Source organism: Streptomyces cinereospinus, from assembly GCF_042430725.1.
Lineage (GTDB): Bacteria > Actinomycetota > Actinomycetes > Streptomycetales > Streptomycetaceae > Streptomyces > Streptomyces cinereospinus.
This window is the reverse complement of the sequence record NZ_JBHMCY010000006.1, coordinates 1-22,983: the sequence shown is the minus strand read 5'-3', so window position 1 is coordinate 22,983 and position 22,983 is coordinate 1. Positions and strand designations below refer to the sequence as shown.

At 72.1% G+C, this 22,983-nt stretch carries 23 protein-coding genes, 1 tRNA gene, 1 pseudogene and 1 riboswitch; of the genes and pseudogenes, 9 read left to right on the top strand and 16 right to left on the bottom strand.

The features are described from left to right. Window positions 1–45: 45 nt before the first annotated feature. Window positions 46–501: a DUF2267 domain-containing protein gene (locus ACFF45_RS04470; protein WP_381342134.1), complete on the bottom strand. Its 456-nt coding sequence runs from the start codon at window positions 499–501 to the stop codon at window positions 46–48. Window positions 502–678: 177 nt separating this feature from the next. Further along, window positions 679–1,098 carry an Hsp20/alpha crystallin family protein gene (locus ACFF45_RS04465; protein WP_381342456.1) on the bottom strand — a complete coding sequence of 140 codons (420 nt, stop codon included), beginning with the start codon at window positions 1,096–1,098 and terminating at the stop codon, window positions 679–681. 227 nt (window positions 1,099–1,325) lie between these two features. Here ACFF45_RS04465 and ACFF45_RS04460 point away from each other — a divergent pair, with 227 nt between their 5' ends. Next, the gene (locus ACFF45_RS04460; protein ID WP_381342131.1) at window positions 1,326–2,213 is read left to right on the top strand and encodes an SPFH domain-containing protein; all 888 of its coding nucleotides are present in this window, start codon (window positions 1,326–1,328) and stop codon (window positions 2,211–2,213) included. A 62-nt stretch (window positions 2,214–2,275) separates the two neighbouring features. On the opposite strand, the gene ACFF45_RS04455 is transcribed toward ACFF45_RS04460, so the two are convergent. Further along, window positions 2,276–3,223, bottom strand: coding sequence for a GlxA family transcriptional regulator (locus tag ACFF45_RS04455; protein ID WP_381342129.1), 948 nt, complete (start codon window positions 3,221–3,223; stop codon window positions 2,276–2,278). A gap of 164 nt (window positions 3,224–3,387) precedes the next feature. On the opposite strand from ACFF45_RS04455, the gene ACFF45_RS04450 reads away from it, so the two are divergent. Beyond that, complete coding sequence (locus ACFF45_RS04450) at window positions 3,388–3,837, top strand: hypothetical protein (RefSeq protein ID WP_381342126.1); 450 nt, start codon at window positions 3,388–3,390, stop codon at window positions 3,835–3,837. A 165-nt stretch (window positions 3,838–4,002) separates the two neighbouring features. Here ACFF45_RS04450 and ACFF45_RS04445 read toward each other — a convergent pair whose 3' ends face one another. Further along, window positions 4,003–5,508 carry an MFS transporter gene (locus tag ACFF45_RS04445; RefSeq protein ID WP_381342123.1) on the bottom strand — a complete coding sequence of 502 codons (1,506 nt, stop codon included), beginning with the start codon at window positions 5,506–5,508 and terminating at the stop codon, window positions 4,003–4,005. A 72-nt stretch (window positions 5,509–5,580) separates the two neighbouring features. After that, the gene (locus ACFF45_RS04440; protein ID WP_381342121.1) at window positions 5,581–6,975 is read right to left on the bottom strand and encodes a DUF445 domain-containing protein; all 1,395 of its coding nucleotides are present in this window, start codon (window positions 6,973–6,975) and stop codon (window positions 5,581–5,583) included. A 253-nt stretch (window positions 6,976–7,228) separates the two neighbouring features. Here ACFF45_RS04440 and ACFF45_RS04435 point away from each other — a divergent pair, with 253 nt between their 5' ends. Next, entirely contained in the window at window positions 7,229–8,593 is a 1,365-nt protein-coding gene (locus ACFF45_RS04435; RefSeq protein WP_381342118.1) for an SGNH/GDSL hydrolase family protein, read from the top strand. Window positions 8,594–8,795: 202 nt separating this feature from the next. On the opposite strand, the gene ACFF45_RS04430 is transcribed toward ACFF45_RS04435, so the two are convergent. The 4 genes from ACFF45_RS04430 to ACFF45_RS04415 all read right to left on the bottom strand — a co-directional run bounded on the left by ACFF45_RS04430 (window position 8,796) and on the right by ACFF45_RS04415 (window position 12,186). Next, window positions 8,796–9,521 carry a DUF1707 SHOCT-like domain-containing protein gene (locus tag ACFF45_RS04430; RefSeq protein ID WP_381342116.1) on the bottom strand — a complete coding sequence of 242 codons (726 nt, stop codon included), beginning with the start codon at window positions 9,519–9,521 and terminating at the stop codon, window positions 8,796–8,798. Window positions 9,522–9,554: 33 nt separating this feature from the next. Next, window positions 9,555–10,550: an ABC transporter ATP-binding protein gene (locus ACFF45_RS04425; RefSeq protein WP_381342114.1), complete on the bottom strand. Its 996-nt coding sequence runs from the start codon at window positions 10,548–10,550 to the stop codon at window positions 9,555–9,557. A gap of 3 nt (window positions 10,551–10,553) precedes the next feature. Next, complete coding sequence (locus tag ACFF45_RS04420; RefSeq protein ID WP_381342453.1) at window positions 10,554–11,318, bottom strand: ABC transporter permease; 765 nt, start codon at window positions 11,316–11,318, stop codon at window positions 10,554–10,556. A gap of 67 nt (window positions 11,319–11,385) precedes the next feature. Further along, entirely contained in the window at window positions 11,386–12,186 is an 801-nt protein-coding gene (locus ACFF45_RS04415; protein ID WP_381342111.1) for an ABC transporter permease, read from the bottom strand. 185 nt (window positions 12,187–12,371) lie between these two features. Between ACFF45_RS04415 and ACFF45_RS04410 the strand changes: the two genes are divergently transcribed. Next, window positions 12,372–14,735, top strand: coding sequence for a transglycosylase domain-containing protein (locus ACFF45_RS04410; protein ID WP_381342108.1), 2,364 nt, complete (start codon window positions 12,372–12,374; stop codon window positions 14,733–14,735). Between the two features lie 10 nt (window positions 14,736–14,745). Here ACFF45_RS04410 and ACFF45_RS04405 read toward each other — a convergent pair whose 3' ends face one another. The 3 genes from ACFF45_RS04405 to ACFF45_RS04395 form a co-directional block, all read right to left on the bottom strand. Then, window positions 14,746–15,066, bottom strand: a complete 321-nt coding sequence (locus ACFF45_RS04405; RefSeq protein WP_381342105.1) for a DMT family transporter — start codon at window positions 15,064–15,066, stop codon at window positions 14,746–14,748. Between the two features lie 35 nt (window positions 15,067–15,101). After that, window positions 15,102–15,173: riboswitch (guanidine-III (ykkC-III) riboswitch) on the bottom strand. Window positions 15,174–15,251: 78 nt separating this feature from the next. After that, complete coding sequence (locus ACFF45_RS04400) at window positions 15,252–15,554, bottom strand: GroES family chaperonin (protein ID WP_202425017.1); 303 nt, start codon at window positions 15,552–15,554, stop codon at window positions 15,252–15,254. Between the two features lie 98 nt (window positions 15,555–15,652). Beyond that, window positions 15,653–15,982, bottom strand: coding sequence for a DUF3618 domain-containing protein (locus ACFF45_RS04395; protein WP_381342103.1), 330 nt, complete (start codon window positions 15,980–15,982; stop codon window positions 15,653–15,655). A 93-nt stretch (window positions 15,983–16,075) separates the two neighbouring features. On the opposite strand from ACFF45_RS04395, the gene bcp reads away from it, so the two are divergent. The 3 genes from bcp to ACFF45_RS04380 all read left to right on the top strand — a co-directional run bounded on the left by bcp (window position 16,076) and on the right by ACFF45_RS04380 (window position 17,782). After that, the gene (gene bcp / locus ACFF45_RS04390; protein WP_381342100.1) at window positions 16,076–16,543 is read left to right on the top strand and encodes a thioredoxin-dependent thiol peroxidase; all 468 of its coding nucleotides are present in this window, start codon (window positions 16,076–16,078) and stop codon (window positions 16,541–16,543) included. 104 nt (window positions 16,544–16,647) lie between these two features. Next, a complete protein-coding gene (locus ACFF45_RS04385; protein WP_381342097.1) occupies window positions 16,648–17,679 on the top strand; it encodes an HNH endonuclease signature motif containing protein in 1,032 nt (343 codons plus the stop codon). Window positions 17,680–17,697: 18 nt separating this feature from the next. Next, a tRNA-Leu gene (locus tag ACFF45_RS04380) sits at window positions 17,698–17,782 on the top strand. Window positions 17,783–17,836: 54 nt separating this feature from the next. Here ACFF45_RS04380 and rdgB read toward each other — a convergent pair. The 4 genes from rdgB to ACFF45_RS04360 form a co-directional block, all read right to left on the bottom strand. Next, window positions 17,837–18,439, bottom strand: coding sequence for an RdgB/HAM1 family non-canonical purine NTP pyrophosphatase (gene rdgB, locus ACFF45_RS04375; protein WP_381342094.1), 603 nt, complete (start codon window positions 18,437–18,439; stop codon window positions 17,837–17,839). A 47-nt stretch (window positions 18,440–18,486) separates the two neighbouring features. Continuing rightward, window positions 18,487–18,888: a hypothetical protein gene (locus ACFF45_RS04370; RefSeq protein WP_381342092.1), complete on the bottom strand. Its 402-nt coding sequence runs from the start codon at window positions 18,886–18,888 to the stop codon at window positions 18,487–18,489. A 140-nt stretch (window positions 18,889–19,028) separates the two neighbouring features. Then, window positions 19,029–19,814 carry a ribonuclease PH gene (gene rph / locus ACFF45_RS04365; RefSeq protein ID WP_381342089.1) on the bottom strand — a complete coding sequence of 262 codons (786 nt, stop codon included), beginning with the start codon at window positions 19,812–19,814 and terminating at the stop codon, window positions 19,029–19,031. A 157-nt stretch (window positions 19,815–19,971) separates the two neighbouring features. Next, the gene (locus tag ACFF45_RS04360; RefSeq protein WP_381342087.1) at window positions 19,972–20,205 is read right to left on the bottom strand and encodes a PTS sugar transporter subunit IIB; all 234 of its coding nucleotides are present in this window, start codon (window positions 20,203–20,205) and stop codon (window positions 19,972–19,974) included. Between the two features lie 253 nt (window positions 20,206–20,458). Between ACFF45_RS04360 and ACFF45_RS04355 the strand changes: the two are divergent. Beyond that, window positions 20,459–21,438: pseudogene (locus ACFF45_RS04355) on the top strand (PTS transporter subunit EIIC). A gap of 177 nt (window positions 21,439–21,615) precedes the next feature. Then, on the top strand, window positions 21,616–22,881 hold the full coding sequence (locus ACFF45_RS04350; RefSeq protein ID WP_381342084.1) for a PTS transporter subunit EIIC: 1,266 nt from the start codon (window positions 21,616–21,618) through the stop codon (window positions 22,879–22,881). Window positions 22,882–22,983: the final 102 nt, after the last annotated feature.

The window sequence follows — 22,983 nt, the reverse complement described above, 5'->3', positions numbered from 1 at the left end:
CGTCGATGTCGTCGGTGGGGTCCTTCCGGGGTCAGCTCCCCGGTCTCACGCCCTCGCGCCCAGCTCCGCCCGGCCGAACAGCAGCGCGTACCCCTGCGGGAGTCGGCGCAGGATGTCGTCCACCAGGGTGGTGCCGAGCAGCGGCGGCAGGGCGCTCAGGACCGAGCTGACGTCCCAGCGTGCCGTCGCCGGGGTGGCGCCCTCCGTGCGGGCGGCGATCGAGTCGACGAACTCCAGGGCCGTGAGGGGGCGGCCGGCCGGTACCTGGGCTGCGATGATCCGTGCCGCCTCGTCGGGGAGGGCCTGGGCCAGGGCCACTCGTTCGTCGCCCGTGACGTGGCCGCCGAGGGCGGCGAGGACGATGCGCGTGACGCGTTCCGCTTCCGTTCTCGTCGGGTACTGGCCCGCTTCCCGTACCGCCGTGATCAGGTCCGTCCAGGTCGCGGCCGGGCGGGCGGGGGGCGCGGGCGTCGTCAGGGGCGACAGCGTCGGCGCGGTCATCGTGCTGCTTCTCCTCCGGGTCGGTGAGGGGGCGAGATGGGGAGCCCATGGCGACTGCGTGCCGAGTTGACGGGGCCGGTGAACGGGGGCTCGTGCAGTCCTGCGCGGGGCATGGGCGAGGGGGAGCGTCCCGCAGGCGGACCGGGGCCTGCGGGACGCTTCTCCTCGGGTCGGGGCTCAGCCGCTGAGCTGCTTGCGGCTGTCACCGCCGGTGATCTGGATGCGGCGCGGCTTGGCCGCCTCCGCGACGGGGATGCGCAGCGTGAGGACGCCGGCCTCGTACGAGGCGTCGATGCGCTCCGTGTCGAGGGTGTCGCCGAGGAACAGCTGGCGGGTGAAGGTACCCGTGGGGCGTTCGGCGACGATCATCTCCGCGCCCTCGGGGGCGGGGACGCGGCGCTCGGCGCGGACACTGAGGACGTTGCGCTCGACGTCCAGCTCGATCGTCTCGGGGTCGATGCCGGGAAGGTCGAAGTGGACCACGAAGTCGTCCCCGGACCGGTACGCGTCCATCGGCATCGCGGCCGGGCGGGCGGGGCCGAAGACCTGCTGCGCGAGTCGGTCGAAGTCGCGGAACGGGTCGGTACGCATGAGCATCACGGGTCACTCCTCTCGGAAGGGGGCTGGGGAGCGATGCCTCACGACTTCTTATATAGCTCGCCGGAGTTAAGTTGACAAGCCTCGACTCATAGCGAGCACCGCGGCGCCCCATTCTGGCGCTGTCCTGTCACCTGTTTGTTGCGCCAACCGATCACTTGGCCGCTAGGCTGCGCTGCCGACCGCCGCCCGGGGAGGGCGCGGGACTGTGAATCAATGGGGGAACAGTGTTCGTACTTTCCATCTTGCTGCTGATAGCGGCGATCATCCTCTTCTTCGTCGGCCGCAGTCGCGGCGAGGGCGGCTGGAAGCTGGGCGCGGCGCTCAGCGCGCTGGGCGGTGTGCTGGCCGGCGTCTTCGCCTGCGTCCACGTCGTGAGCGCCTACGAGGTCGGCGTCCCGGCGACCTTCGGCAAGGTCGGCACGCCGCTGACCTCCGGCGTCCACTTCCGGTCGCCGTTCACCGACGTGACCTCCTTCTCCACCCGCCCGGTGGACCTGAACCTGAACGACAAGGACGTGGTCGAGGTCCGCTCCTCGCAGGGCGGCGTGCTGTACGCGGACGTCACCGTCAAGTGGGCCGTGGTGCCGGCGAAGGCGGTCGAGCTGTACCGGCTGGCGGGCAGCGCGGAGGCGGTCCAGGAGCGGCTGGTGCTGCCGGACAGCCGGGAGATCGTCCGCAACGTCTTCGCGAAGCACACCAGCGAGGAGGGCTACGCCTCCGCCCGTGAGCAGATCGGCTCGGAGATCGCCACCCTGGTCAGGGAGCGGCTGGCCTCGCGGGGGATCGACGTGACCGCCGTCAACCTGCGCAACGTGAGGCCCTCGGACACGCTCCAGGACCAGATCGACAAGAAGATCCAGCAGGAGCAGGCCACCCAGCGGGCCACCGAGGCGGCGCGGACGGCCGAGGCGGAGGCGGAGCGCCGGCGGATCGAGGCCGAGGGCATCGCCCGCGCCAACAGGATCCTGGAGCGGTCGCTGAGCGACCAGGTGCTCTACAACCAGTGCCTGGAGGCCTACCAGCAGGCCGCCAGGGCCAACCCGGTCTACGCGGTGCCGTGCGGCACCGGCTCCGGCGGCACGCCGGTCATCGTGGACGGCACCGGGAACTGATCGCCGGCACCCGGAGGCGGCCGGCGGCGAGGGGCGCGCGGCACTCGGCGCGCGCCCCGGGCTCACGGAGACGGCCGGAACGCCCTGCGGTACCCCTGCGGACTGGTCCCCACCACTCGCCGGAAGCGTTCCCGGAACGCCGTGGGCGACCCGAACCCCGCCTGCGCCGCGATGCGTTCCACCGGGTACGACGTCGTCTCCAGCAGGTACTGCGCCCGTCGCACCCGCGCCCGGTGCAGCCACTGCAACGGCGTCGTCCCCGTCTGGTCCCGGAACCGCCGGTTGAGGGTCCGCGTGCTCATCCCGGCCCGCGCCGCGATCTCGTCCAGCGTGAGGTCGCGGTCGCAGTGGTCCTCCAGCCAGGCCAGCAGCGGCTCCAGCGTCGCGCCCGCCGGGGCCGGCGGCTGGTCGTGCACGATGAACTGGGCCTGTCCGCCCTCCCGTTCCAGCGGCATGACCGACATCCGGGCGGCGTGCGCGGCGACCGCCGAGCCGTGGTCCGTACGGATCATGTGCAGGCACATGTCCATCGCCGCGGCGGCGCCCGCCGAGGTCAGGAACTGGCCGTTGTCGACGTAGAGGACGTTCGGGTCGACGGTCACCCGCGGGTACCGCCGGGCCAGGTCCGGCGCCGCGAACCAGTGGGTGGTGGCGCGCAGGCCGTCCAGCAGGCCCGTCGCCGCGAGGACGAACGCGCCGACGCAGACCGACGCGATCCGCGTGCCGTTCGCCGCCGCCTCGCGCAACGCCTCGGCGACCCCGGACGGCAGGGTCCGCGGCGGGTCCTCGACGCCGGGCACGATGATCGTGCCGGCCTCCGCCAGCGCCTCGATCCCGTACGGCGCCCGCAGGGTGAACGCCCCCGCGTTCACCTCCTCGCGCTCCGCGCAGACCCGCACCCGGTAGGCCTCGCGGCCGTCCGGCAGCCGGGCCCAGCCGAAGGCGTCGATCGGCGCGGAGAGGTCGAACGGGATGACGCCGTCCAGCGCCAGTACGGCCACGGTGTGCATGGCGGGATCGTAGGCGTACGACGGACTCTCGCCAACCCGCCCACGCCGGCCCTCGTCTACCCGCCCATGCTCCGCCGCCTGCCCGTCTCTATGGCGAGAATCCGTCGCAGCATGGCATTACCGCCACTTCTCCGAGATCCGCAGCCCGCCTAGCGTGATCGTCCGTGACCACGTTCCTCCTCGCCGTCCACGTCCTCGCCGCGATCGTCGCCATCGGCCCCGTCACGGTCGCCGCGAGCATGTTCCCGCCCGCCGCCCGCCGGGTGCTGGCCGTGCCCGACGACCCGCGGGCCGTCGAGACGGTACGGCTGCTGCACCGCATCTGCCGGGTGTACGCCACGGTCGGCGTCGTCGTGCCGGTGTTCGGGGTGGCCACGGCGAGCGCCATGGGGGTGCTCGGCGACGCCTGGCTGATCACGTCCGTCGTGCTGACCGTGCTCGCCGCGGTCGTGCTGGGCGCCCTGGTGCTGCCCCGGCAGGAGGCGCTGGTGGAGGGCGGCGGGACGCCGCGGGCGACCGTGCGGCTGGCCATGTTCACCGGCGTCTTCAACCTGCTGTGGGCGGTGGTGACGGTGCTGATGATCGTCCGGCCCGGGTCGACGACCGGCGCCTGAGCCCCGCCCTCCCCGGACGGGGCGGCACGGCCCGCCGTACGGGCGCCGGACGAGGCAGCGCCGCAGACCCGGCGCCCCGCCCCGGCAGGGCCCGCCGTACGGGTGCCGGGCGAGGGCACACCGTGGCCCCGGCGCCCCCGCCCCGGACCTCCCCGGGCAGAACACCTAGGCCGTCGCCTTGGAGGCTCCCGCCTCCGCCCCCGTCACCGACAGCGGCGTGGCGATGTCCTCCAGCGAGCGCCGCTCCGCCTTCACCGCCAGGAACGCCGCCACCAGCCCCGCAGCGCACATCAGGACCGCGCCGATCTGGAAGGCGAGCACCGTGTCGGAGACCACGCCCGACTCGGTCAGGTCGGCGAAGATCAGCGGGCCGCTGATGCCGCCCGCCGCCGTGCCGAGGGCGTAGAAGAAGGCGATGGCCATGGCCCGGGTCTCCATCGGGAAGATCTCGGAGACCGTGAGGTAGGCGCTGGACGCGCCCGCCGAGGCGAAGAACAGCACCACGCACCAGCACGCCGTCAGCGTCGTCGCGGTCAGGGAGCCCCGGTCGAAGAGCCAGGCCGTGCCGAACAGGAGCAGGCCGGAGAGCAGGTAGGTGGAGGAGATCATCACCCTCCTGCCCACCGTGTCGAAGAGCGGGCCGAGCAGCAGCGGGCCGAGGAAGTTGCCCGCCGCGATGACGGCGAAGTAGTAGCCCGTGTTGCCCGTCGGCACGTCGAAGAACGTGCTGAGGATGGTGCCGAAGCCGAAGGTGATGGCGTTGTAGAGGAACGCCTGGCCGATGAAGAGGGCGAGGCCGAGCACCGCCCGGCGCGGGTAGCGGGCGAAGACGGTCCGGGCGATCAGGCCGAAGCCGATGCTCTTGCGCTGCTGGATGGTGATCTCGCCGGCGGGGGGCGGCAGCGGCCGGCCCTTCTCCTGTTCGATCTCGCGTTCCACCGACGTGACGAGGGCCTCCGCCTCCTCGCCCTTGCCGTGGATGAACTGCCAGCGTGGGGACTCCGGCACATGGCGCCGTACGAGCAGGATGACCAGGCCCAGGACGACACCGAGCGCGAAGCTCAGCCGCCAGCCCAGGTCCTTGGGGAAGATCGCGGTGTCCAGCATCACGATGGACAGCAGCGCGCCGCCGATCGCGCCGAGCCAGTAGCTGCCGTTGATGATCAGGTCGACCCGGCCCCGGTAGAGGGACGGGATCAGCTCGTCGATCGCGGAGTTGATGGCCGCGTACTCACCGCCGATGCCGAAGCCGGTCAGGAAGCGGAAGAGGAAGAACCACCAGGACTCGAACGACAGCGCCGTCATGGCCGTCGCCGCCAGGTAGACGGCCAGGGTCGCCATGAACAGCTTCTTGCGGCCGTAGCGGTCGGTCAGCCGGCCGAAGAACAGGGCGCCGGCGCAGGCGCCCGCCACGTACAGCGCCGCCGCGACGCCGGTGACCTGGGCGGCGGTGATGTCCAGCCCGCTGCCCTCCTCCGCCAGCCGGCCGGCGACGTTGCCGACGATGGTGACTTCGAGACCGTCCAGGATCCAGACGGTGCCGAGACCGATCACGATCATCCAGTGCCACCGGGACCACGGCAGCCGGTCCAGACGGGCCGGGACGGACGTGGTGACGGTTCCGGTGGAGCCGGGCACAGAGGCCGGCGACGACGATGCTGCTGCTGTCATGGCTCCCTCTCCGTTGAGCGACCCCCTCTCGTGTGCCCGGGAAGCGGAGGGACACGCCCGTACGGTCGGGGGCTACGCCCCCAGCATGCGGGAGACCGTGTAGATCAGCAGCCCGGCCAGGGAGCCCACCACCGTGCCGTTGATCCGGATGAACTGCAGGTCGCGGCCGATGTGGGCCTCGATCTTCCGCGTCGTGTGCCCGGCGTCCCAGCTCGCGACGGTGTCGGTGATCAGCAGGGTGATCTCGCTGCGGTACGTCGTCACGACGTGCACCGCCGCGCCCTCCACCCAGCCGTCCACCTTGCCCTGGATCTTCGTCTCGGTGGCCATCCGGGCGCCCAGCGACAGCAGGGAGGCCCGCACCCGCAGCCGCAGTTCGCTGCGCTCGTCCTCGGCCGCGGAGACGATCATGGAGCGTACGGCCGTCCAGGCGGAGGCGATCAGGTCCTGGACCTCGCCGCGGCCCAGCACCTCGCCCTTGAGCCGCTCCACCTTCGCGCGCGTGTCGGTGTCGGACTGCAGGTCGGCGGCGAAGTCGGTGAGGAAGCGGTCGAGGGCGCCGCGCGCCGGGTGGGAGGGCATGTCCCGCATCTCCGCGCAGAAGCGCAGCAGCTCCTTGTAGACCCGCTCGCCGACCTTGCGGTCGACGAACCGCGGGGTCCAGCCGGGCGCGCCGCCCTGCACCGCGTCCATCACGGAGTCGCCGTGCAGCACCAGCCAGTCGTGCGCGCGGGAGACGATCAGGTCGACGAACCGTTTGTGGCCGCCGTCGGCGACGACCTTCTCCAGCATCTTGCCCATGCCGGGCGCGATCTCCTGGACGTTCGCCCGCCGGGTGATCGCCTCGCCGACCACCGCCTGCACGTCGGAGTCGCGCAGCACCGTCAGCGCGCCGCGCAGGGCCGTCGCCAGCTCCGCGGTGACCCGGTCGGCGTTCTGCGGTTCGGCGAGCCAGGCGCCGAGGCGGCTGCCGATGCCGACGGCGCGCAGCCGCTGCCGTACGACGTCCCCGGAGAGGAAGTTCTCGCCGACGAACTCGCCCAGCGAGACGCCCAGCTGGTCCTTCTTGGTCGGGATGATCGCGGTGTGCGGGATGGGGATGCCGAGCGGGTGGCGGAAGAGGGCGGTGACGGCGAACCAGTCGGCCAGCGCGCCGACCATGCCGGCCTCGGCGGCCGCGGCGACATAGCCCGCCCAGGGACCGGCGCCCGCGTGCGAGGCCCACTCGGCCAGGACGTACACCACGGCCACGAACAGCAGCAGCCCGGTCGCGGTGAGTTTCATCCGGCGCACCCCGCGCCGCTTCTCCTCGTCGGCCGGGCTGAACGTCGTCATCGCGCGGACGGCGGCCGCGGGCACTCCGCGGGTGCCGGCCGCGCGGCGGTCATCGGCGGGGTCCGGCCGGGCCTGCCGCGCCGCGGCAGCCGTCTCCGTTCCGCCTGCTTGTTCCGGTTGCGTACGATCCATCCGCTCCACCCGTTCCCGAGCCTCCACTCCACATTGTCCCTTCCTGACCGACTCCTGGAACGGGACGGGAGTTCCCCGCACCGGTTCGCCGGAGCCGCGCGCGAGTGAACCGGCCCGTGGGCTCCCGCGGCCGAACGGGTCTCCCGCGCGAGGCCCGGGTCACCGTCCCGCCCTCGATGACGCATCATGGGGTGATCGGACCGGAGCCCGCGCTCCCCTTTCCGCCAGAGAGACCAGAGAAAGACGCACCGCATTGACCAGGCGTCATCACGCCGGGGGCGTGGGGGTGGCCCCCGCCCAGTACGGCGCCCTGCTCGCCGCGATCGTCGCACTGATCGTGGCCCTGTCGGTCGCCATATACGCGACGACCGCCCTGGACGACGGCACGGCCCAGCGCGCGCTCGCCGGTCCCCGCGCCCCGCACGACCCCGCCGCCCCGGTGTCCACCGGCACCTGGGTCGGCTCCTGGTCCACGCCCCCGTCCGCCGCCGAGCCCGGCACCGAGGCGGCCGGCCTGCACGACCGCTCCGTGCGCAACGTCGTCCACACCAGCGCCGGCGGCACGGCCGCCCGGATCACGCTGTCCAACCACTACGGCCGGCTGCCGCTGACCGTCACGCACGCCACGATCGCGCTGGCCGCCGCCGACGACAGCGCGGCCGCGGTGCCGGAGACGATGCGGCCGCTGACGTTCGGCGGCACCGCCACGGTGGTGGTCCCGCCGGGCCGGCAGGTGACGAGCGACGCCGTGCGCCTGGCCGTCCCGCCCGACAGCGACGTCCTGGTCAGCACGTACGCCCCGGCCGAACCCGGCCCGGTCACCGTGCACTCGCGGGTACGGCAGATCTCCTACGCCGCGCCGGGCGACCGGGCCGCGGACGTGACCGGCGCGCCGTACACCCGGCGGGTGGAGGCCTGGCGCTATCTGACCGCGCTGGACGTGCTCAGCAGGGAGTCCCACGGCACCCTCGTCGCCTTCGGCGACTCCCTCACCGAGGGCCACTCCTCCACCGTGGGCGCCAACCGGCGCTGGCCGGACGTCCTCGCCGACCGGCTGCGCGAGGCGGCCGGCGCGGGCCGGGACGTGCCCCGGTACGGCGTCGTCAACGAGGGCATCGGCGGCAACCGCGTCCTGACCGGCGGCCTGGGCCGCCCCGCCGACAACCCCAGCGGCCTGGACCGCTTCGCACGTGACGTGCTCGGCCGGACCGGCGTCGAGGTCGTCGTCATCGACCTCGGCGTCAACGACATCCTGCGCCACCCCGGCGTCATCGAGCCCGGCCCGGTCCTCGACGGCCTGCGCACCCTGACCGACCGGGCCCACGCCCACGGCATCAAGGTCGTCGGCGCGACGCTGATGCCGTTCGGCGGCCACCGCGGCTACACCGCCGGCCGGGAGGCGGTGCGCCAGGAGATCAACGCCGAGATCCGGTCCGGGCGCGTCTTCGACGCGGTGGTCGACTTCGACGCGGCGCTGCGCGATCCCTACGACCCGCGCAGGTTCCGCCCCGACTACGACTCGGGCGACCATCTGCACCCCAACGACAGGGGGTACGAACGGATGGCCCGCGCGTTCGACCTGCGGGCGCTGAAGGGGTCGGTGCCGGCCCGGCTGTAGGCACACCTGGTACCGCGGCAGGCGACGTCCGCCCGTGGCGGAGCGGCGTCCGGTGCGGGGCTCTCGGCGTGCCGGCCGGAAGCCCTCGTACGGGACGTCCTCGGGCTTTCGTCCGGTGCGGCGAGAGTGCGTGCCGTTTCGGCCGGTGCGGCCAGAGTGCGTGCCGGGCGTCGCGACGGGGCGAACGTCGCCTGCCGCGGCACTAGGGGGCGTCGCGGCGGTGCGGGTCGTGCCCCCAGCCGTGCGCCGGGTCCCCGTGCCCCAGCACTCGCCGGTCCGCCCCCTCCGCCTCCCGCTCCGGCCGGCCCCGGTCGCGGACCGGCTTGCGCTCCACCCCGACACCGCCCCAGAGGGCGAACCCGGAGACGATCACCCGGGGGGCGCCCGGGTCGCCCGGCACGCCGTCCTCGCGGTGGTCGAAGCCACCCATGACGCCGACGCCGCGCACGACGACCTCGACACCGGGCGGGACGACGATGTTCACCCCGCCCATGATCGCCACGCACTTGATCTCGACCTCGCGGCCGGCGAAGTCGGCCTCGCGCAGGTCGATCTCGCCGCCGCCCCAGAACGCGAAGCAGGTGAACCGCTTGGGCACGGTCCAGCGGCCCTTGCGCTGGAACCCGGCCATCACGGCGACGCCCGCCGCCGAGGACCCCTCGCCCCCGACGATCCGCCCGGCCCAGCTCCCGCCCGGCGCGGACTCCTTCATCAGGGACACCGAGTCCGCCGGCGCGCCGCCCGCGACCGGCAGGTCCCGTGTGATCGGCGCCAGCTCCGCGTACGTCCGTGCCCGGTACGTCGCGTCGAGCCGCTCCTCGAACTCCGTCATGTCCAGCCGGCCCTCCGCGAGGGCGTCCCGCAGGACCTCGGCGACTCGCTCTCGATCGGCGTCGGAGGCACGCAGCTCCGGAACATCGTCGGTCATGGACAGCAGCCTACGATTTCCCCGCCGCCGGCACTACGCACTCGCCCGCTCCGCCGGAGGTTCGGGGGTGTCCCGCAGGGAGTGCAGCATGCGGGCGATCACCGCCTCGATGTCCGGCTCCCGCACCGACAGGTCGGCCAGCGGGTACTCGGCCGCGATCCGCGCCACCAGCGGCGCCGCCGACTGCGCCGCCGGGAACGCCAGCCACTGCCGGGGCCCTTCGACGCGCACCACCCGCGCGGGCGCCGGCACCGCCACCGGCGGCAGCTCCCGCTCCAGGTCCACCACCAGCGTCCGTTCGCTCTCCCCCACCTCGTGCAGCCCGGCGAGCGGGCCGTCGTACATCAGGCGCCCGTGGTCGATGACCATCACCCGGGAGCAGAGCTGCTCGATGTCCTGGAGGTCGTGCGTGGTGAGCAGCACCGTGGTGCCCCGCTCGGCGTTGAGGTCGCGCAGGAACTCCCGCACCCTGGCCTTGGAGACGACGTCCAGGCCGATGGTCGGCTCGTCGAGGTAGAGCACCTCGGGATCGTGCAGCAGCGCGGCCGCGATGTCCCCGCGCATCCGCTGGCCGAGCGAGAGCTGCCGCACCGGCACGTCCAGCAGGTCGGCGAGCTCCAGCAGTTCGACGCACCGCTCCAGGTTGGCGCGGTAACGGGCCTCGGGGATCCGGTACATGCGGTGCACCAGCCGGTAGGAGTCGATCAGCGGCAGGTCCCACCACAGCGTGGTGCGCTGCCCGAACACCACCCCCATGCGGTGCGCCAGCCGCGTCCGCTCCCGGGACGGGTCGATGCCCGCGACCCGCAGCCGTCCGCCGCTCGGGGTGAGGATGCCGGTCAGCATCTTGACCGTGGTGGACTTCCCGGCGCCGTTCGGCCCGATGTAGCCGACCATCTCACCGCGCGCCACACGGAAGGTGAGCGAGTCCACGGCCCGCACCTGCCGCCGCTCCCGCCTCAGCAGCCCGGTCCGCCTGCGCACCTCGAAGACCTTCTCGACCCCGTCGAGTTCGATGAAGCCCGTCACCGGTCAACTCCCTGTACTCCGATACGACGTGAGCCCGGCCCGCCACGCCAGCCCGGCCAGCGCGCAGCACCCCACCGCCACCAGCGGCGGCGCGAACGCCACCCACTCCGGCAGGTCCAGCGGATACGGCCGCCCCAGGATGTGGCTCGCGGGCAGCCAGTTGACGAAGGCCAGCGGCAGGACGAACGTCACCCCGCGCACCAGCTCCCGGCCGAACACCGTCGGCGGGTACTGCAACAGCGTCGTCCCGCCGTAGGTGAACGCGTTCTGCACCTCGGAGGCGTCCTGCGCCACGAACTGGAAGGCGGCGCCCGCGACGAACACCGCGCCGAAGATCACCGCCCCGCTGACCACCGTCACCGGCAGCAGCAGCGCCTTCGACGGCGTCCAGTCGATGTCCAGCGCCGCCAGCGCGTAGCCGAGAACCAGCGCCCCCTGCACGATCCGGCCCAGCCGGCGCAGCCCGAACCGGTCGGCGGCGACCTGCGCCAGCACCGGCACCGGACGCACCAGCAGCGTGTCCAGCGTGCCGTCCCGCACCCGGCGGCCCAGCCGCTCCGTCGACCCGATCGCCAGGTCGGCCAGCCCGAAGGCCAGGCCGGCCAGCCCGTACAGGAACGCGATCTCGGGCAGCGTGTAGCCGCCGAGCTCGTCCACCCGGGAGAACATCAGCAGGATCGCGACGAAGTCCAGCCCGGACGCCACGAAGTTGCCGACCGTGGTCATGACGAACGACGCCCGGTAGGCCATCGTGGACCTGATCCACATGGCGACGATCAGCCCGTACGCCCGCAGCCCCTCGGCGGCCCGGCCGGCCCGCCCCGGGTGACCGTTCTCACCCACCCTGCACCACCACCCGCCGCGTGGCCGCCGACTGCACCAGCCGCCCCGCCGCCAGCAGCGCCACCGCCCACGCGCCCTGGAAGACGAACGTGCCCACCGGATCGGCCCGGCCCAGCAGCACGTCCGCCGGCGCCTGGAGCAGCGACGACCACGGCAGCGCCCGGACGATCTCACCGAGCAGGCCGGGGAAGACGTTCAGCGGCAGCAGCATGCCCGAGCAGAAGAAGCCCAGCAGGAACGCCATCTGGGTCGCTCCGGTGCCGTCGAGCAGCCAGAACGCGCTCAGCGCCACCAGGAACCGGATCCCGAAGCTGACCACCATGCCCAGCGCCACCGCGACCAGGCAGGCGCCCCAGGTGAGCGGATCCGACGGCAGCGCGACGTCGAAGACCAGCGCCCCGAACCCGAACGGCACCACCCCGCGCCCCAGCAGCTGGAAGCAGGCCCGGCCCACGTCGGCCGCGAGCCACCACAGTTGGAGGTCGGCCGGGCGGTACAGGTCGATCGCCACATCACCGGTACGGATGCGCTCCATCAGCTCGGCCTCGAAACCGCCACCGCCGATCGCGAGCGTCGCCAGCAGCGCCTGCCCGAGCCAGACGTAGGTCACGGCCTGGGCCTGGTCGTACCCGCCGAGCTGCGGCCGCTCGTCCCACAGGGCCAGATAGGTGTACACAAGGATCAGCCCGAAGACGGTGTTGGTGAACACCCCGGCCGCCGTGGCCGCCCGATAGGTCGCGTACCGTCGGAAACTCCCCAGCGCGACGGCCGCGTACAACCGTCCCGTGCCCACACCGAACCACCGTCCCCGACCAGCCCGACACCGAAGCGCAGGAGCCTAGTACGCGGCCGGGAGGCCCTGCCAGGCATTTTCCGGGCGTGACAGTGCCGATTCCGGGAACGGAACGCCCGGTACGGGAGTCTTCACTTGGGGGCACAGATGACGTTCGAGGAAATACACAGGAGTCCGTGCACGACATGAGCGACGAGCCGCAGCCGCAGCAGCCGAACGAGGGCGGGGCCGGGGAGGGCGAGAGCAGGCGGCCCCGGCGCACCGGCTGGCGCCGGATCATCCCGACCTGGCGCACGGTGCTGGGCACCTGCGTCATCGGCGCCCTGCTGGTGATCGGCCTGTTCTACCTCGGCTACTCGATGGTCAGGATCCCGCCCGCGAACGCGCTGGCGATCAAGCAGAGCAACGTCTACCTGTACGCCGACGGCTCCCAGCTCGCCCGGGACGGCGAGGTCAACCGGGAGAACGTCGGCCTCGCCCAGATCTCCGAGGACGCGCAGCACGCCGTGCTGGCCGCCGAGGACCGCGGCTTCTACACCGAGTCGGCGATCGACCCCAAGGCGATGGTCCGCGCGGCCTGGAACACGGCCACCGGCAAGGGCAAGCAGTCCGGCTCCACGATCACCCAGCAGTACGTGAAGAACTACTACCTGGCCCAGGAACAGACGGTCACCCGGAAGGTCAAGGAGTTCTTCATCTCGATCAAGCTCGACCAGGAGAAGAGCAAGAACGACATCCTGGAGGGCTACCTCAACACCAGCTACTTCGGCCGCAACGCCTACGGCATCCAGGCCGCCGCCCAGGCCTACTACGGCGTCGACGCCACCGAACTGGACGCCGCCCGCGGCGCCTACCTCGCCGCCCTGCTGAACGCGCCCAGCGAGTACGACGTCGTCGCCCACCCGGAGAACCGCTCCGCCGCCGAGGCCCGCTGGAACTACGTCCTGGACGGCATGGTGACGGAGGGCTGGCTCACCTCGTCCGAGCGGGCCGGGCTGAAGTTCCCGATGCCCAAGGAGGCCACCGTCTCGACCGGGATGTCCGGACAGCGCGGCTACGTCGTCGACGCCGTCAAGCAGTACCTCGTCGACAACGGCGTCGTCGACGCCGACTCCCTCGAAGCGGGCGGCTACCGCATCACCACCACCCTGCAAAAGCCCAAGCAGGACGCCTTCGTCAAGGCCGTCGACGACCAGCTGATGTCCGAGCTGGACCCGGAGAACCGCACGGTCGACACCTACGTCCGCGCGGGCGGCGCCGCCGTCGAGCCCACGTCGGGCAAGGTCGTCGCGATGTACGGCGGCATCGACTACGTCAAGCAGTACACCAACGGGGCCACCCGGCGGGACTTCCAGGTCGGCTCCACCTTCAAGCCGTTCGTGTTCACCGCCGCCGTCGAGAACGCCTCCACCACCCAGAACGGCTCGCCCATCACCCCCAACACCTACTACGACGGCACCAACAAGCGCCCCGTGCAGGGCTGGAGCGGCGGCTACGCGCCGGAGAACGAGGACCAGGTGTCGTACGGCGACATCACCGTCCGCGAAGCCACCGACAAGTCCGTGAACGCGGTGTACGCGCAGATGGCCGTCGACGTCGGCCCCGACGAGGTGAAGCGCACCGCGGTCGCCCTCGGCCTGCCCTCCGGCACCCCCGAGCTGCTCCCCTACCCTTCGATCGCGCTCGGCGTCGCCCAGGCCAGCGTCCTGGACATGGCGGAGGCCTACGCGACGCTCGCCAACCACGGGGAGCACGGCACGTACACCCTGGTCGAGAAGATCACCCGGGGCGGCGCGGTGATCGAGACCCCCGAGCGGCGCACCACCCAGGCCGTCAGCCGCGAGGCCGCCGACACCACCACCTCGGTCCTGCGCAGCGTCGTCGAGAACGGCACCGCCACCGCCGCACAGGCCGCCGGCCGGCCCGCCGCGGGCAAGACCGGCACGGCGGAGGAGGACCAGGCCGCCTGGTTCGCCGGCTACACCCCCGACCTGGCCACCGTGGTCGCCGTGATGGGACAGGACCCGGTCACCGCCGACCACAAGTCGCTGTACGGCGCGATGGGCCTGGAGCGCGTCAACGGCGGCGGGGCCCCCGCCGAGATCTGGGCCCAGTTCACCAGGGACGCCCTCGAAGGCACCCCGGTCACCGACTTCGACCTGCGGCTCCAGAACGGCGCCGAGGTGGTGTACCAGCCCCCGGCCCCGCCCGCCGCCGACCAGGACACCGACGCCCCCGGCGACGAGGACACCCCCGGCACCGGCGACCCGGCGACACCGGACCAGGCGCAGGGCGGCACGACCGACGCCGGTGCCACGGCCGGGACCGGCACCACACCCGGCGGGACGCCCACCGACGGGGGGACGACCGGAGACCCGGCCGACGGCGGCACCACCGCCGACGGGGGCACCACCGGCGACGGCGGTACGGCGGACGGCGGGACCGCCACCGGCGGGGACACCACCGCGGGCGGCACCACCGACGGCACCTCCACCGGCACCACCGGCACCGGCACCTCCACGGGCACGACGACCGACCGGGGCCGGTGACCGACCGGGGTCAGTGACCGGAGGTCGCCTTCAGGCCCACGACGGCGACCAGCAGCAGGCAGACGAAGAAGATCCGGGCGGCGGTGGCTGGCTCACCCAGCACCACCATGCCGAGCACCGCCGCCCCGGCCGCCCCGATCCCGACCCAGACGCCGTAGGCGGTACCGATGGGCAGGGACCTCGCGGCGTACGACAGCAGCAGCATGCTGGAGACGATGCCGGCGCCGGTGAGCAGGCTCGGCACGAGCCGGGTGAAACCGTCGGTGTACTTCATCCCGATCGACCAGCCGACTTCGAGCAGACCGGCGACGATCAGCAGGACCCAGGCCATGACGGGCACCTCCGGGAGACAGGCGGACTGACGGTGGTGCGTCGTCTTTGCCTTGACCCGGTACGGCGCGTCTCGTCGGGTGCCTCCCCACGCTAGCAGGGGCCCGCTCCCCCGGGCAGCCGGAAGGGCCGGTGACACCGGCCACCGGCCCTCCCGCCTCGTACTCCCGCCCTACGCGTCCCGCTTCACAGATACAGCCCCGTGGAGTCCTCGGACCCCTCGAACCGGTCCGCGGCGACCGCGTGCAGGTCGCGCTCGCGCATCAGGACGTACGCGATGCCGCGCACCTCCACCTCCGCGCGGTCCTCCGGGTCGTACAGGACCCGGTCGCCCGGCTCCACGGTCCGTACGTTCTGCCCCACCGCGACGACCTCCGCCCACGCCAGCCGGCGGCCCACGGCCGCCGTGGCGGGGATCAGGATGCCGCCGCCGGAACGCCGCTCGCCCTCGCTGGTGTCCTGCCGCACGAGCACACGGTCGTGCAGCATCCGGATGGGCAGCTTGTCGGCATGGGTGCTCTGGTCGTTTCTGTTGGCGCTCACGTCCTTGAACCTACCTGCATCCGGGGCGTACGTCCGCCGGTGGGTCAGCGCTTGCGGCGCCGGGGGCCGAGGGCGAGCAGCCCCACCACCCCGACGGCGACGAGTGCGACGGGCAGCACACGCGCCATCCGGGGCGAGCCGTCCTCGTCCACGAACTGTGCCCTGACATCGCTCACCATTCGGTTGACCTGCACATAGGCCCGTCCGAGGGTGTGATTGACATTCGACACGACCTTGGCCTTGGCGTCGCCGACGATCGTCTTCGGGTGCACCCGCACCCCGATCTCGTCGAGCGTCTCGGCCAGCACATCGCGGCGGCGCCTGATGTCCGCCTCGATCTGCGCCGGGGTTCTGGTGTCCGACGTGTCCGCCACCGTACGGCCTCCGAGTCTGCTGATGCTGTTTCCGGACAGTCTGTCAGTTGCCTCGCCGACCGCACCGCCAGGACCCCCGGTTACGCTGGATCGATGAGCGAACGACTCCAGCCCGGGGACGTGGCCCCCGCCTTCACCCTGCCCGACGCCGACGGCAACGAGGTGTCCCTCGCGGACCACAGGGGCCGCAAGGTCATCGTCTACTTCTACCCCGCGGCGCTGACCCCCGGCTGCACCAAGCAGGCCTGCGACTTCACGGACAGCCTCGACCTGCTGGCCGGCGCCGGCTACGAGGTGATCGGCATCTCCCCGGACAAGCCCGGGAAGCTGTCGAAGTTCCGCGACCAGGAGTCCCTGAAGGTCACCCTGCTCGCCGACCCCGACAAGCGGGTGCTGGAGTCCTACGGCGCCTTCGGCGAGAAGAAGCTCTACGGCAAGACGGTGGTCGGCGTCATCCGCTCCACGGTCATCGTCGACGAACAGGGCAAGGTCGAACGCGCCCTCTACAACGTCAAGGCCACCGGCCACGTCGCCAAGATCATCAAGGACCTGGGGATCTGACCGTCCCGTCCACTGCCGACAGGCCGGGCGTGACCGCCCACCGCTCGGATCGTTGATCCGTACGAGACGCGAACGCCTGGCCGATCGGGGGACGCATGGGTGACATGGAGAAGTACGCTCGCGAGCCGCTCGCAGCCGCGGTGAGCGAGTCGCACACATGGAACGACCTCATGCGACGCATGGGGCTCAAGCCGAGCGGCGGACAGCGACGGGTGCTCCGGCAGAAGGTCGCCGCTCACGGCATCGACACCAGCCACTTCACCCGACGCAGGCCCCGGTTCAGCTATCCGGACGACGCCATCGCCGACGCGGCCGCCTCCTCCTCGACCCTCCGGGAGGTCGCTCTCCGCCTGGGTGCCACGCCGGCGCCCGGGACGCTGTCCCACATCCGGCGCCGGATCGAGTCGGCGGGCGTCGACATCAGCCACTTCAAGGGCATCGGCCGCTCCCGCCCGGAGCTGCCGTTCACCGGGGAGGAACTGCGGGCCGCCGCGGCGTCGGCGGACAGCGTGCGCGGCACCGCCAGAGCGCTCGGGATTCCGGACGACGGGCGGACCAGGACGGCGCTGGGGCGTCTGCTCCGGGAACACGGCATCGACCTCTCCCACTTCCGCCACACCCGGCCGCTCCTGCCGGACGACGAGCTCAGCGGGGCCGTGCGTGCCGCCGAGAGTTACGCGGACGTCATGCGCGCGCTGGAACTCGACGTGAACCACACGAACCACCGCCGGATCCGCCGCCGGGTGGCGCAACTGGGGCTCGACACCAGCCACTTCAGGCGGCGCGCCTGGGCGTCGGCACCAGCGGCCGCGAAGCGGTCGACGGCCGGCGACGTCCTCGTCGTCCTGCCCGCCGGATCGGCTCGGCCCAACCGGGAACGCCTGCATGCGGCGCTCCGGACCCGGGGTGTGCCCTACCGGTGTGCGTGCTGCGGGAACAACGGCGAGTGGCAGGGGCAACCCCTCACACTCCAGATCGACCACGTCGACGGCAACTGGCTGGACAACCGCCGCGAGAACCTCCGCTACCTCTGCCCCAACTGCCACGCCCTGACGGCGACATGGTGCCGCAGGAAGGCCGCGCACCACCAGGACCAGCACCCCCGTACACTGAGGTCACCAAACGGAGCGGCATAGCCAGATGTCCGTTTTGTGGCGGTCGTGGCGAAATAGGCGATACGCGCGGGTTTTAGGTGCCCGTGGGAGAAATCCCGTGTGGGTTCGAGTCCCACCGACCGCACCCGTCGGCAGGGGCCCGGTTCCCTCGAACCGGGCCCCTGCTCCTCCTTCGGGCTCAGCCCAGCTGCTCGCGCAGCACCGGTACCAGGGCGCGGAACGCCTTGCCGCGGTGGCTGATGAGGTTCTTCTCGTCGGGGGTCAGTTCCGCGCAGGTGCGGGTTTCGCCCTCGGGCTGGAGGACGGGGTCGTAGCCGAAGCCGTGGGTGCCGGCCGGCTCGTGGCGCAGGACCCCCCTCAGCCGTCCCTCGACCACCCGCTCGGTGCCGTCCGGCAGGGCGAGGGCGGCGGCGCAGGTGAAGTGGGCGCCGCGGTGCTCCTCGGCGATGTCCGACAGCTGGGCCAGCAGCAGGTCGAGGTTGGCGCGGTCGTCGCCGTGCCGGCCGGACCAGCGGGCCGAGAAGATGCCCGGTGCCCCGCCCAGGACGTCGACGCACAGGCCCGAGTCGTCGGCGACCGCGGGCAGGCCGGTGGCCCGGGCGAGGGCGTGGGCCTTGAGCAGGGCGTTCTCGGCGAAGGTGACGCCGGTCTCGCGGACGTCGGGGATGTCGGGGTAGGCGTCCGCGCCGACGAGGTCGTGCGGGAGACCTGCGTCGGCGAGGATCGCCTTCAGTTCGGTGATCTTTCCGGCGTTGCGGGTGGCGAGGATCAGGCGGGTCATGCCCTCAGTATCCCGGGCCCGGTGTCCCGGGCCGGCCGGCGCCGCCGTCAGGACGTGCAGACCTTGGTCAGCTCGCCGGCCGCGTCGGTGACGCCGCTGATGTCGGGGGTCTCGTCGCCGTTCTCGATGGCGGTGGTGACCTCGGTGAGGGCGCGCCGCAGGTCCTCGGTGGCCTTGTCGAGGTCGGCGTCGCCCGTCTCGGCGTCGATCCTGTCGAGGCTGTCGCCCACGGCGTCGACGGCCTCCTGGGTCTGGGTGGGGTCGTTGGCCGCGTTCTCGACCGCCTGCTGCAGGTCGGTGACGGCGTCGGCGACGGCGTCGGCGGTCTCCACGCAGTCCAGTGCCTTGCTGACGGCGTCGCAGCCGGTGGTCAGTCCGAGCGTCAGCCCGACCGCGGCCACGGTGGCGGCTACGGCGGTACGGCTACGACGACGGCGGCTCACGGCCATGGTTTCGTTCCCCTCCTGACAGGCCCGCGGGCCTCGAACCGGCCGGGCGCACGGGGTTCGGTCCGTGCGCCCGTACTCCTCAGGACGCCGCGGCGGCCGGCGTGGTTGCCCGCGCCGGGGCGTCGGTCTTGGTGCGCCCTTTACTTTCCGGCACCGGCACCGGCACCGGCACCGGCACCGGTACTGACACCGGCACCGGCTGCGGCGTCGAGCGCCGCGCGTTGCAGCGCGGTCAGGTCCGCGCAGCCGGCGACGGCGAGGTCGAGCAGCGCGTTGAGCTCCTCGCGTGCGAAGGGCTCGGCCTCCGCGGTGCCCTGCACCTCGACGAACCGTCCGTCGCCGGTGCAGACGACGTTCATGTCGGTCTCGGCGCGCACGTCCTCCTCGTAGCGGAGGTCGAGCAGCGGGACGCCGCCGACGATGCCGACCGAGACGGCGCTGACGGAGCCGGTGAGGGGCCGGCGGCCGGGCCGGACCAGCTTCTTGGCCTGGGCCCAGGCGACGGCGTCGGCGAGGGCGACGTACGCGCCGGTGATGGCGGCGGTGCGGGTGCCGCCGTCGGCCTGGAGGACGTCGCAGTCCAGGACGACGGTGTTCTCGCCGAGCGCCTTGTAGTCGACGACCGCGCGCAGGGAGCGGCCGATGAGGCGGGAGATCTCGTGCGTACGGCCGCCGATCCTGCCCTTGACCGACTCGCGGTCGCCCCGGGTGTTGGTGGAGCGGGGCAGCATGGCGTACTCCGCGGTGACCCAGCCCTCGCCGCTGCCCTTGCGCCAGCGGGGCACGCCCTCGGTGACGGAGGCGGTGCAGAGGACCTTCGTGTCACCGAAGGAGACGAGGACGGAGCCCTCGGCGTGCTTGCTCCAGCCGCGTTCGATGGTGACGGGGCGGAGCTGTTGGGGGGTGCGGCCGTCGATTCGAGACATGGGTCGAGCCTAGTGCCCCGTCGTCGCGGTCCGGTCTCCGCCGTCGCGGTCCGGTCTCCCGCCGTTCCGTGGCCCGGCCCTGGGTGCGGAAAGGCTTCTTTGCACGGAAAGGGACCCCTCCCGTACGGGAAGGGCCCCTTCGGCGGTGAGCCGGGTCTCACATCAGGTCTTCGATGTCCGCGGCGATCGGGTCGGCGTCGGTGCCTATGACGACCTGGATGGCGGTGCCCATCTTGACGACGCCGTGCGCGCCGGCGCCCTTGAGAGCGGCGTCGTCGACCAGCGAGGGATCGGCCACCTCGACCCGCAGCCGCGTGATGCAGCCCTCGACCTCTTCGATGTTGTCGATGCCGCCGAGCCCGGCAACGATCTTCTCAGCCTTGCTGGCCATGTCCTTCTCCCTGATTCGGCCTGGTCCTGGTCCTGGTCCGATGCGCTTTGCCGCAGTAACCCACAGTTGGCCCAGCTTCGCGAGCGGCCAGGGCGTACGTACCGAATGATGGCGTCACGACAGCGGAACCTTCCGTCGACTGGTCTACACCACCTCACGGACGGTCGCCAAACCCGGTCCCTTCGGGCGGAGTCCGCCGAGGAGTCCGCCGAGGAGTCCGAGAGGAGTCCGAGAGGAGTCCGAGAGGAGTCCGATGACTGCCGACAGCGCCGCCCGGCCCGCCCGCACCCGCCGCAGCGCCCTGTTCCAGGGCCTGCAGAAGAGGGGGCGCAGCCTGCAGCTGCCGATCGCCGTGCTGCCGGCCGCGGGCATCCTGATCGGGCTCGGCCAGCCGCACCTGGTCGGCGCCGAGGGGCTCGGCTGGACCGGCGCGGCCAAGGTGATGGCGGGCGCGGGCGAGGCGCTGCTGGACAGCTCGCTGGGGCTGCCCCTGCTGTTCTGTGTCGGGGTGGCGATCGGCATGGCGAGGAAGGGGGACGGTTCGACGGCGCTCGCGGCGGTGGCGGGGTTCCTCGTGTACTACCGGGTGCTGCGCCAGTTCCCGGAGGAGTGTCCGGCCGGGGCGCGGGCGGTCGCCGTGGGCTGCCGGGCGGGCGACGGGACGGTGTCGGTCTTCACGTACCAGAACCCGGGGGTCTTCGGCGGCATCGTCATGGGTCTGCTGTCGGCGTTCCTCTGGCAGCGCTTCCACCGGACGAAGCTGGTGGACTGGCTGGGGTTCTTCAGATGTTCGCCCTGCCGGCCGCCGCCCTCGCCATCACGCACTGCGCGCGGCCGGACCGCCGCAGGGAGGTGGGCGGTCTGATGCTGTCGGTGACGCTGACGTCGTTCGTCACCGGCATCACCGAGCCCCTGGAGTACTCGTTCCTCTTCGTCGCCCCGGTGCTGTACGCGATCCACGCGGTGCTGACCGGCGTGTCGATGGCGGTGTCGTGGGGGCTGGGCGCGAAGGACGGGTTCAGTTTCTCCGCCGGTCTGATCGACTACGTCATCGACTGGAGCCTGGCGACGAGGCCGTGGCTGCTCATTCCGGTGGGTCTGGCGTTCGCGGCCGTGTACTACGCGGTCTTCCGGTTCGCGATCACGGCGTTCGGCCTGAGGACGCCGGGGCGGGAGCCGGCGAAGGAGGTGGAGGACGTGACCAAGTCCGGATCTTCCGGACACGGCGGGTAGCGGTTCCGTCGCGGGAACAGCGGGTTCCTTGTGCGCCCTTCATCGTGCTACAACAGGTCTACACCACTGATGGTGTAGACCACCGGACGCCGCCGTCCCACCCTTCCCTCTCACAGCTGGGCGGCGCCATTATGCCCTCCCCCGGCCTACGGCCGGGGGTACCCCCAGGAGGAAGTTGTGTCCACGGCCAGCGCCGCTCCCGCGGCCGAGAAGAAGAAGGGCTCCGGCGCGATGGCTGTCCTGCAGCGTATCGGCCGCAGCCTGATGCTGCCGGTGGCCGTGCTGCCCGCCGCCGCGCTGCTGGTCCGCCTCGGCAACGCCGACATGCTGGGGCGCGCGGAGTTCCCCGCGTTCCTCACGAAGATCGCGGGCTTCATGACGGCCGGCGGCAACGCCATCCTCGACAACATGGCGCTGCTGTTCGCGGTGGGCATCGCGATCGGCTTCGCGAAGAAGTCGGACGGCTCCACGGCCCTGTCGGCGGTCGTCGGCTACCTGGTCTTCAAGAACGTGCTGGCCACCTTCACCGACGGCAGCCTGCCGAAGAAGGAGGCCATAGTCGACGGCGAGATCGTCATGGTCGAGCAGGCGGTGGACGCCAAGGTCCTCGGCGGTGTGGTCATGGGCGTCGTCGTCGCCCTGCTGTACCAGCGCTTCCACCGCACCAAGCTGCCGGACTGGGCCGGCTTCTTCGGCGGCCGCCGCCTGGTCCCGATCCTGTCGGCCTTCGCGGGCCTGGTCATCGGCATCGTGTTCGGCTACATCTGGCCGGTCCTGGGCACGGGCCTGCACAACTTCGGTGAGTGGCTGGTCGGCTCCGGCGCCGCGGGCGCGGGCATCTTCGGCGTCGCCAACCGCGCCCTGATCCCGATCGGCATGCACCACCTGCTGAACTCCTTCCCGTGGTTCCAGGCGGGCGAGTTCGAGGGCAAGAGCGGTGACATCGCCCGCTTCCTGGCCGGCGACCCGACCGCGGGCCAGTTCATGACCGGCTTCTTCCCGATCATGATGTTCGCCCTGCCCGCCGCCTGCCTCGCGATCGTGCACTGCGCCCGCCCCGAGCGCCGCAAGGTCGTCGGCGGCATGATGTTCTCCCTCGCGCTGACCTCGTTCGTCACCGGTGTCACCGAGCCGATCGAGTTCACGTTCATGTTCATCGCGCCGGTGCTGTACGCGATCCACGCGCTGCTCACCGGTGTCTCGATGGCGCTGACCTGGGCGCTGGGCATGAAGGACGGCTTCGGCTTCTCGGCCGGCGCGGTCGACTTCTTCCTCAACCTGGGCATCGCGACCAACCCGTGGGGCCTGGCCCTGGTCGGCCTCTGCTTCGCGGCGGTCTACTACGTGGTCTTCCGCTTCGCGATCACCAAGTTCAACCTGCCGACGCCGGGCCGCGAGTCCGACGAGGAACTGGCGGAACTGCAGAAGGCCGAAGCCAAGTAGACGCACGGCCCCGTCCGCACGAAGGCCCCCGGAGCGCTCGGACGCTCCTTGGGTTCTAGCGGTCCTCGCAACACTCACGAGTTGGGAGTTGCGAGGACCGTG

Coding starts and splice junctions, on each gene's coding strand:
- ACFF45_RS04470 (WP_381342134.1), bottom strand. CDS start 501: ATGACCGCGCCGACGCTGTCGCCCCTGACGACGCCCGCGCCCCCCGCC.
- ACFF45_RS04465 (WP_381342456.1), bottom strand. CDS start 1,098: ATGCTCATGCGTACCGACCCGTTCCGCGACTTCGACCGACTCGCGCAG.
- ACFF45_RS04455 (WP_381342129.1), bottom strand. CDS start 3,223: ATGCACACCGTGGCCGTACTGGCGCTGGACGGCGTCATCCCGTTCGAC.
- ACFF45_RS04445 (WP_381342123.1), bottom strand. CDS start 5,508: ATGACAGCAGCAGCATCGTCGTCGCCGGCCTCTGTGCCCGGCTCCACC.
- ACFF45_RS04440 (WP_381342121.1), bottom strand. CDS start 6,975: ATGGATCGTACGCAACCGGAACAAGCAGGCGGAACGGAGACGGCTGCC.
- ACFF45_RS04430 (WP_381342116.1), bottom strand. CDS start 9,521: ATGACCGACGATGTTCCGGAGCTGCGTGCCTCCGACGCCGATCGAGAG.
- ACFF45_RS04420 (WP_381342453.1), bottom strand. CDS start 11,318: ATGTGGATCAGGTCCACGATGGCCTACCGGGCGTCGTTCGTCATGACC.
- ACFF45_RS04410 (WP_381342108.1), top strand. CDS start 12,372: ATGAGCGACGAGCCGCAGCCGCAGCAGCCGAACGAGGGCGGGGCCGGG.
- ACFF45_RS04405 (WP_381342105.1), bottom strand. CDS start 15,066: ATGGCCTGGGTCCTGCTGATCGTCGCCGGTCTGCTCGAAGTCGGCTGG.
- ACFF45_RS04400 (WP_202425017.1), bottom strand. CDS start 15,554: ATGCTGCACGACCGTGTGCTCGTGCGGCAGGACACCAGCGAGGGCGAG.
- bcp (WP_381342100.1), top strand. CDS start 16,076: ATGAGCGAACGACTCCAGCCCGGGGACGTGGCCCCCGCCTTCACCCTG.
- ACFF45_RS04385 (WP_381342097.1), top strand. CDS start 16,648: ATGGAGAAGTACGCTCGCGAGCCGCTCGCAGCCGCGGTGAGCGAGTCG.
- rdgB (WP_381342094.1), bottom strand. CDS start 18,439: ATGACCCGCCTGATCCTCGCCACCCGCAACGCCGGAAAGATCACCGAA.
- ACFF45_RS04370 (WP_381342092.1), bottom strand. CDS start 18,888: ATGGCCGTGAGCCGCCGTCGTCGTAGCCGTACCGCCGTAGCCGCCACC.
- rph (WP_381342089.1), bottom strand. CDS start 19,814: ATGTCTCGAATCGACGGCCGCACCCCCCAACAGCTCCGCCCCGTCACC.
- ACFF45_RS04360 (WP_381342087.1), bottom strand. CDS start 20,205: ATGGCCAGCAAGGCTGAGAAGATCGTTGCCGGGCTCGGCGGCATCGAC.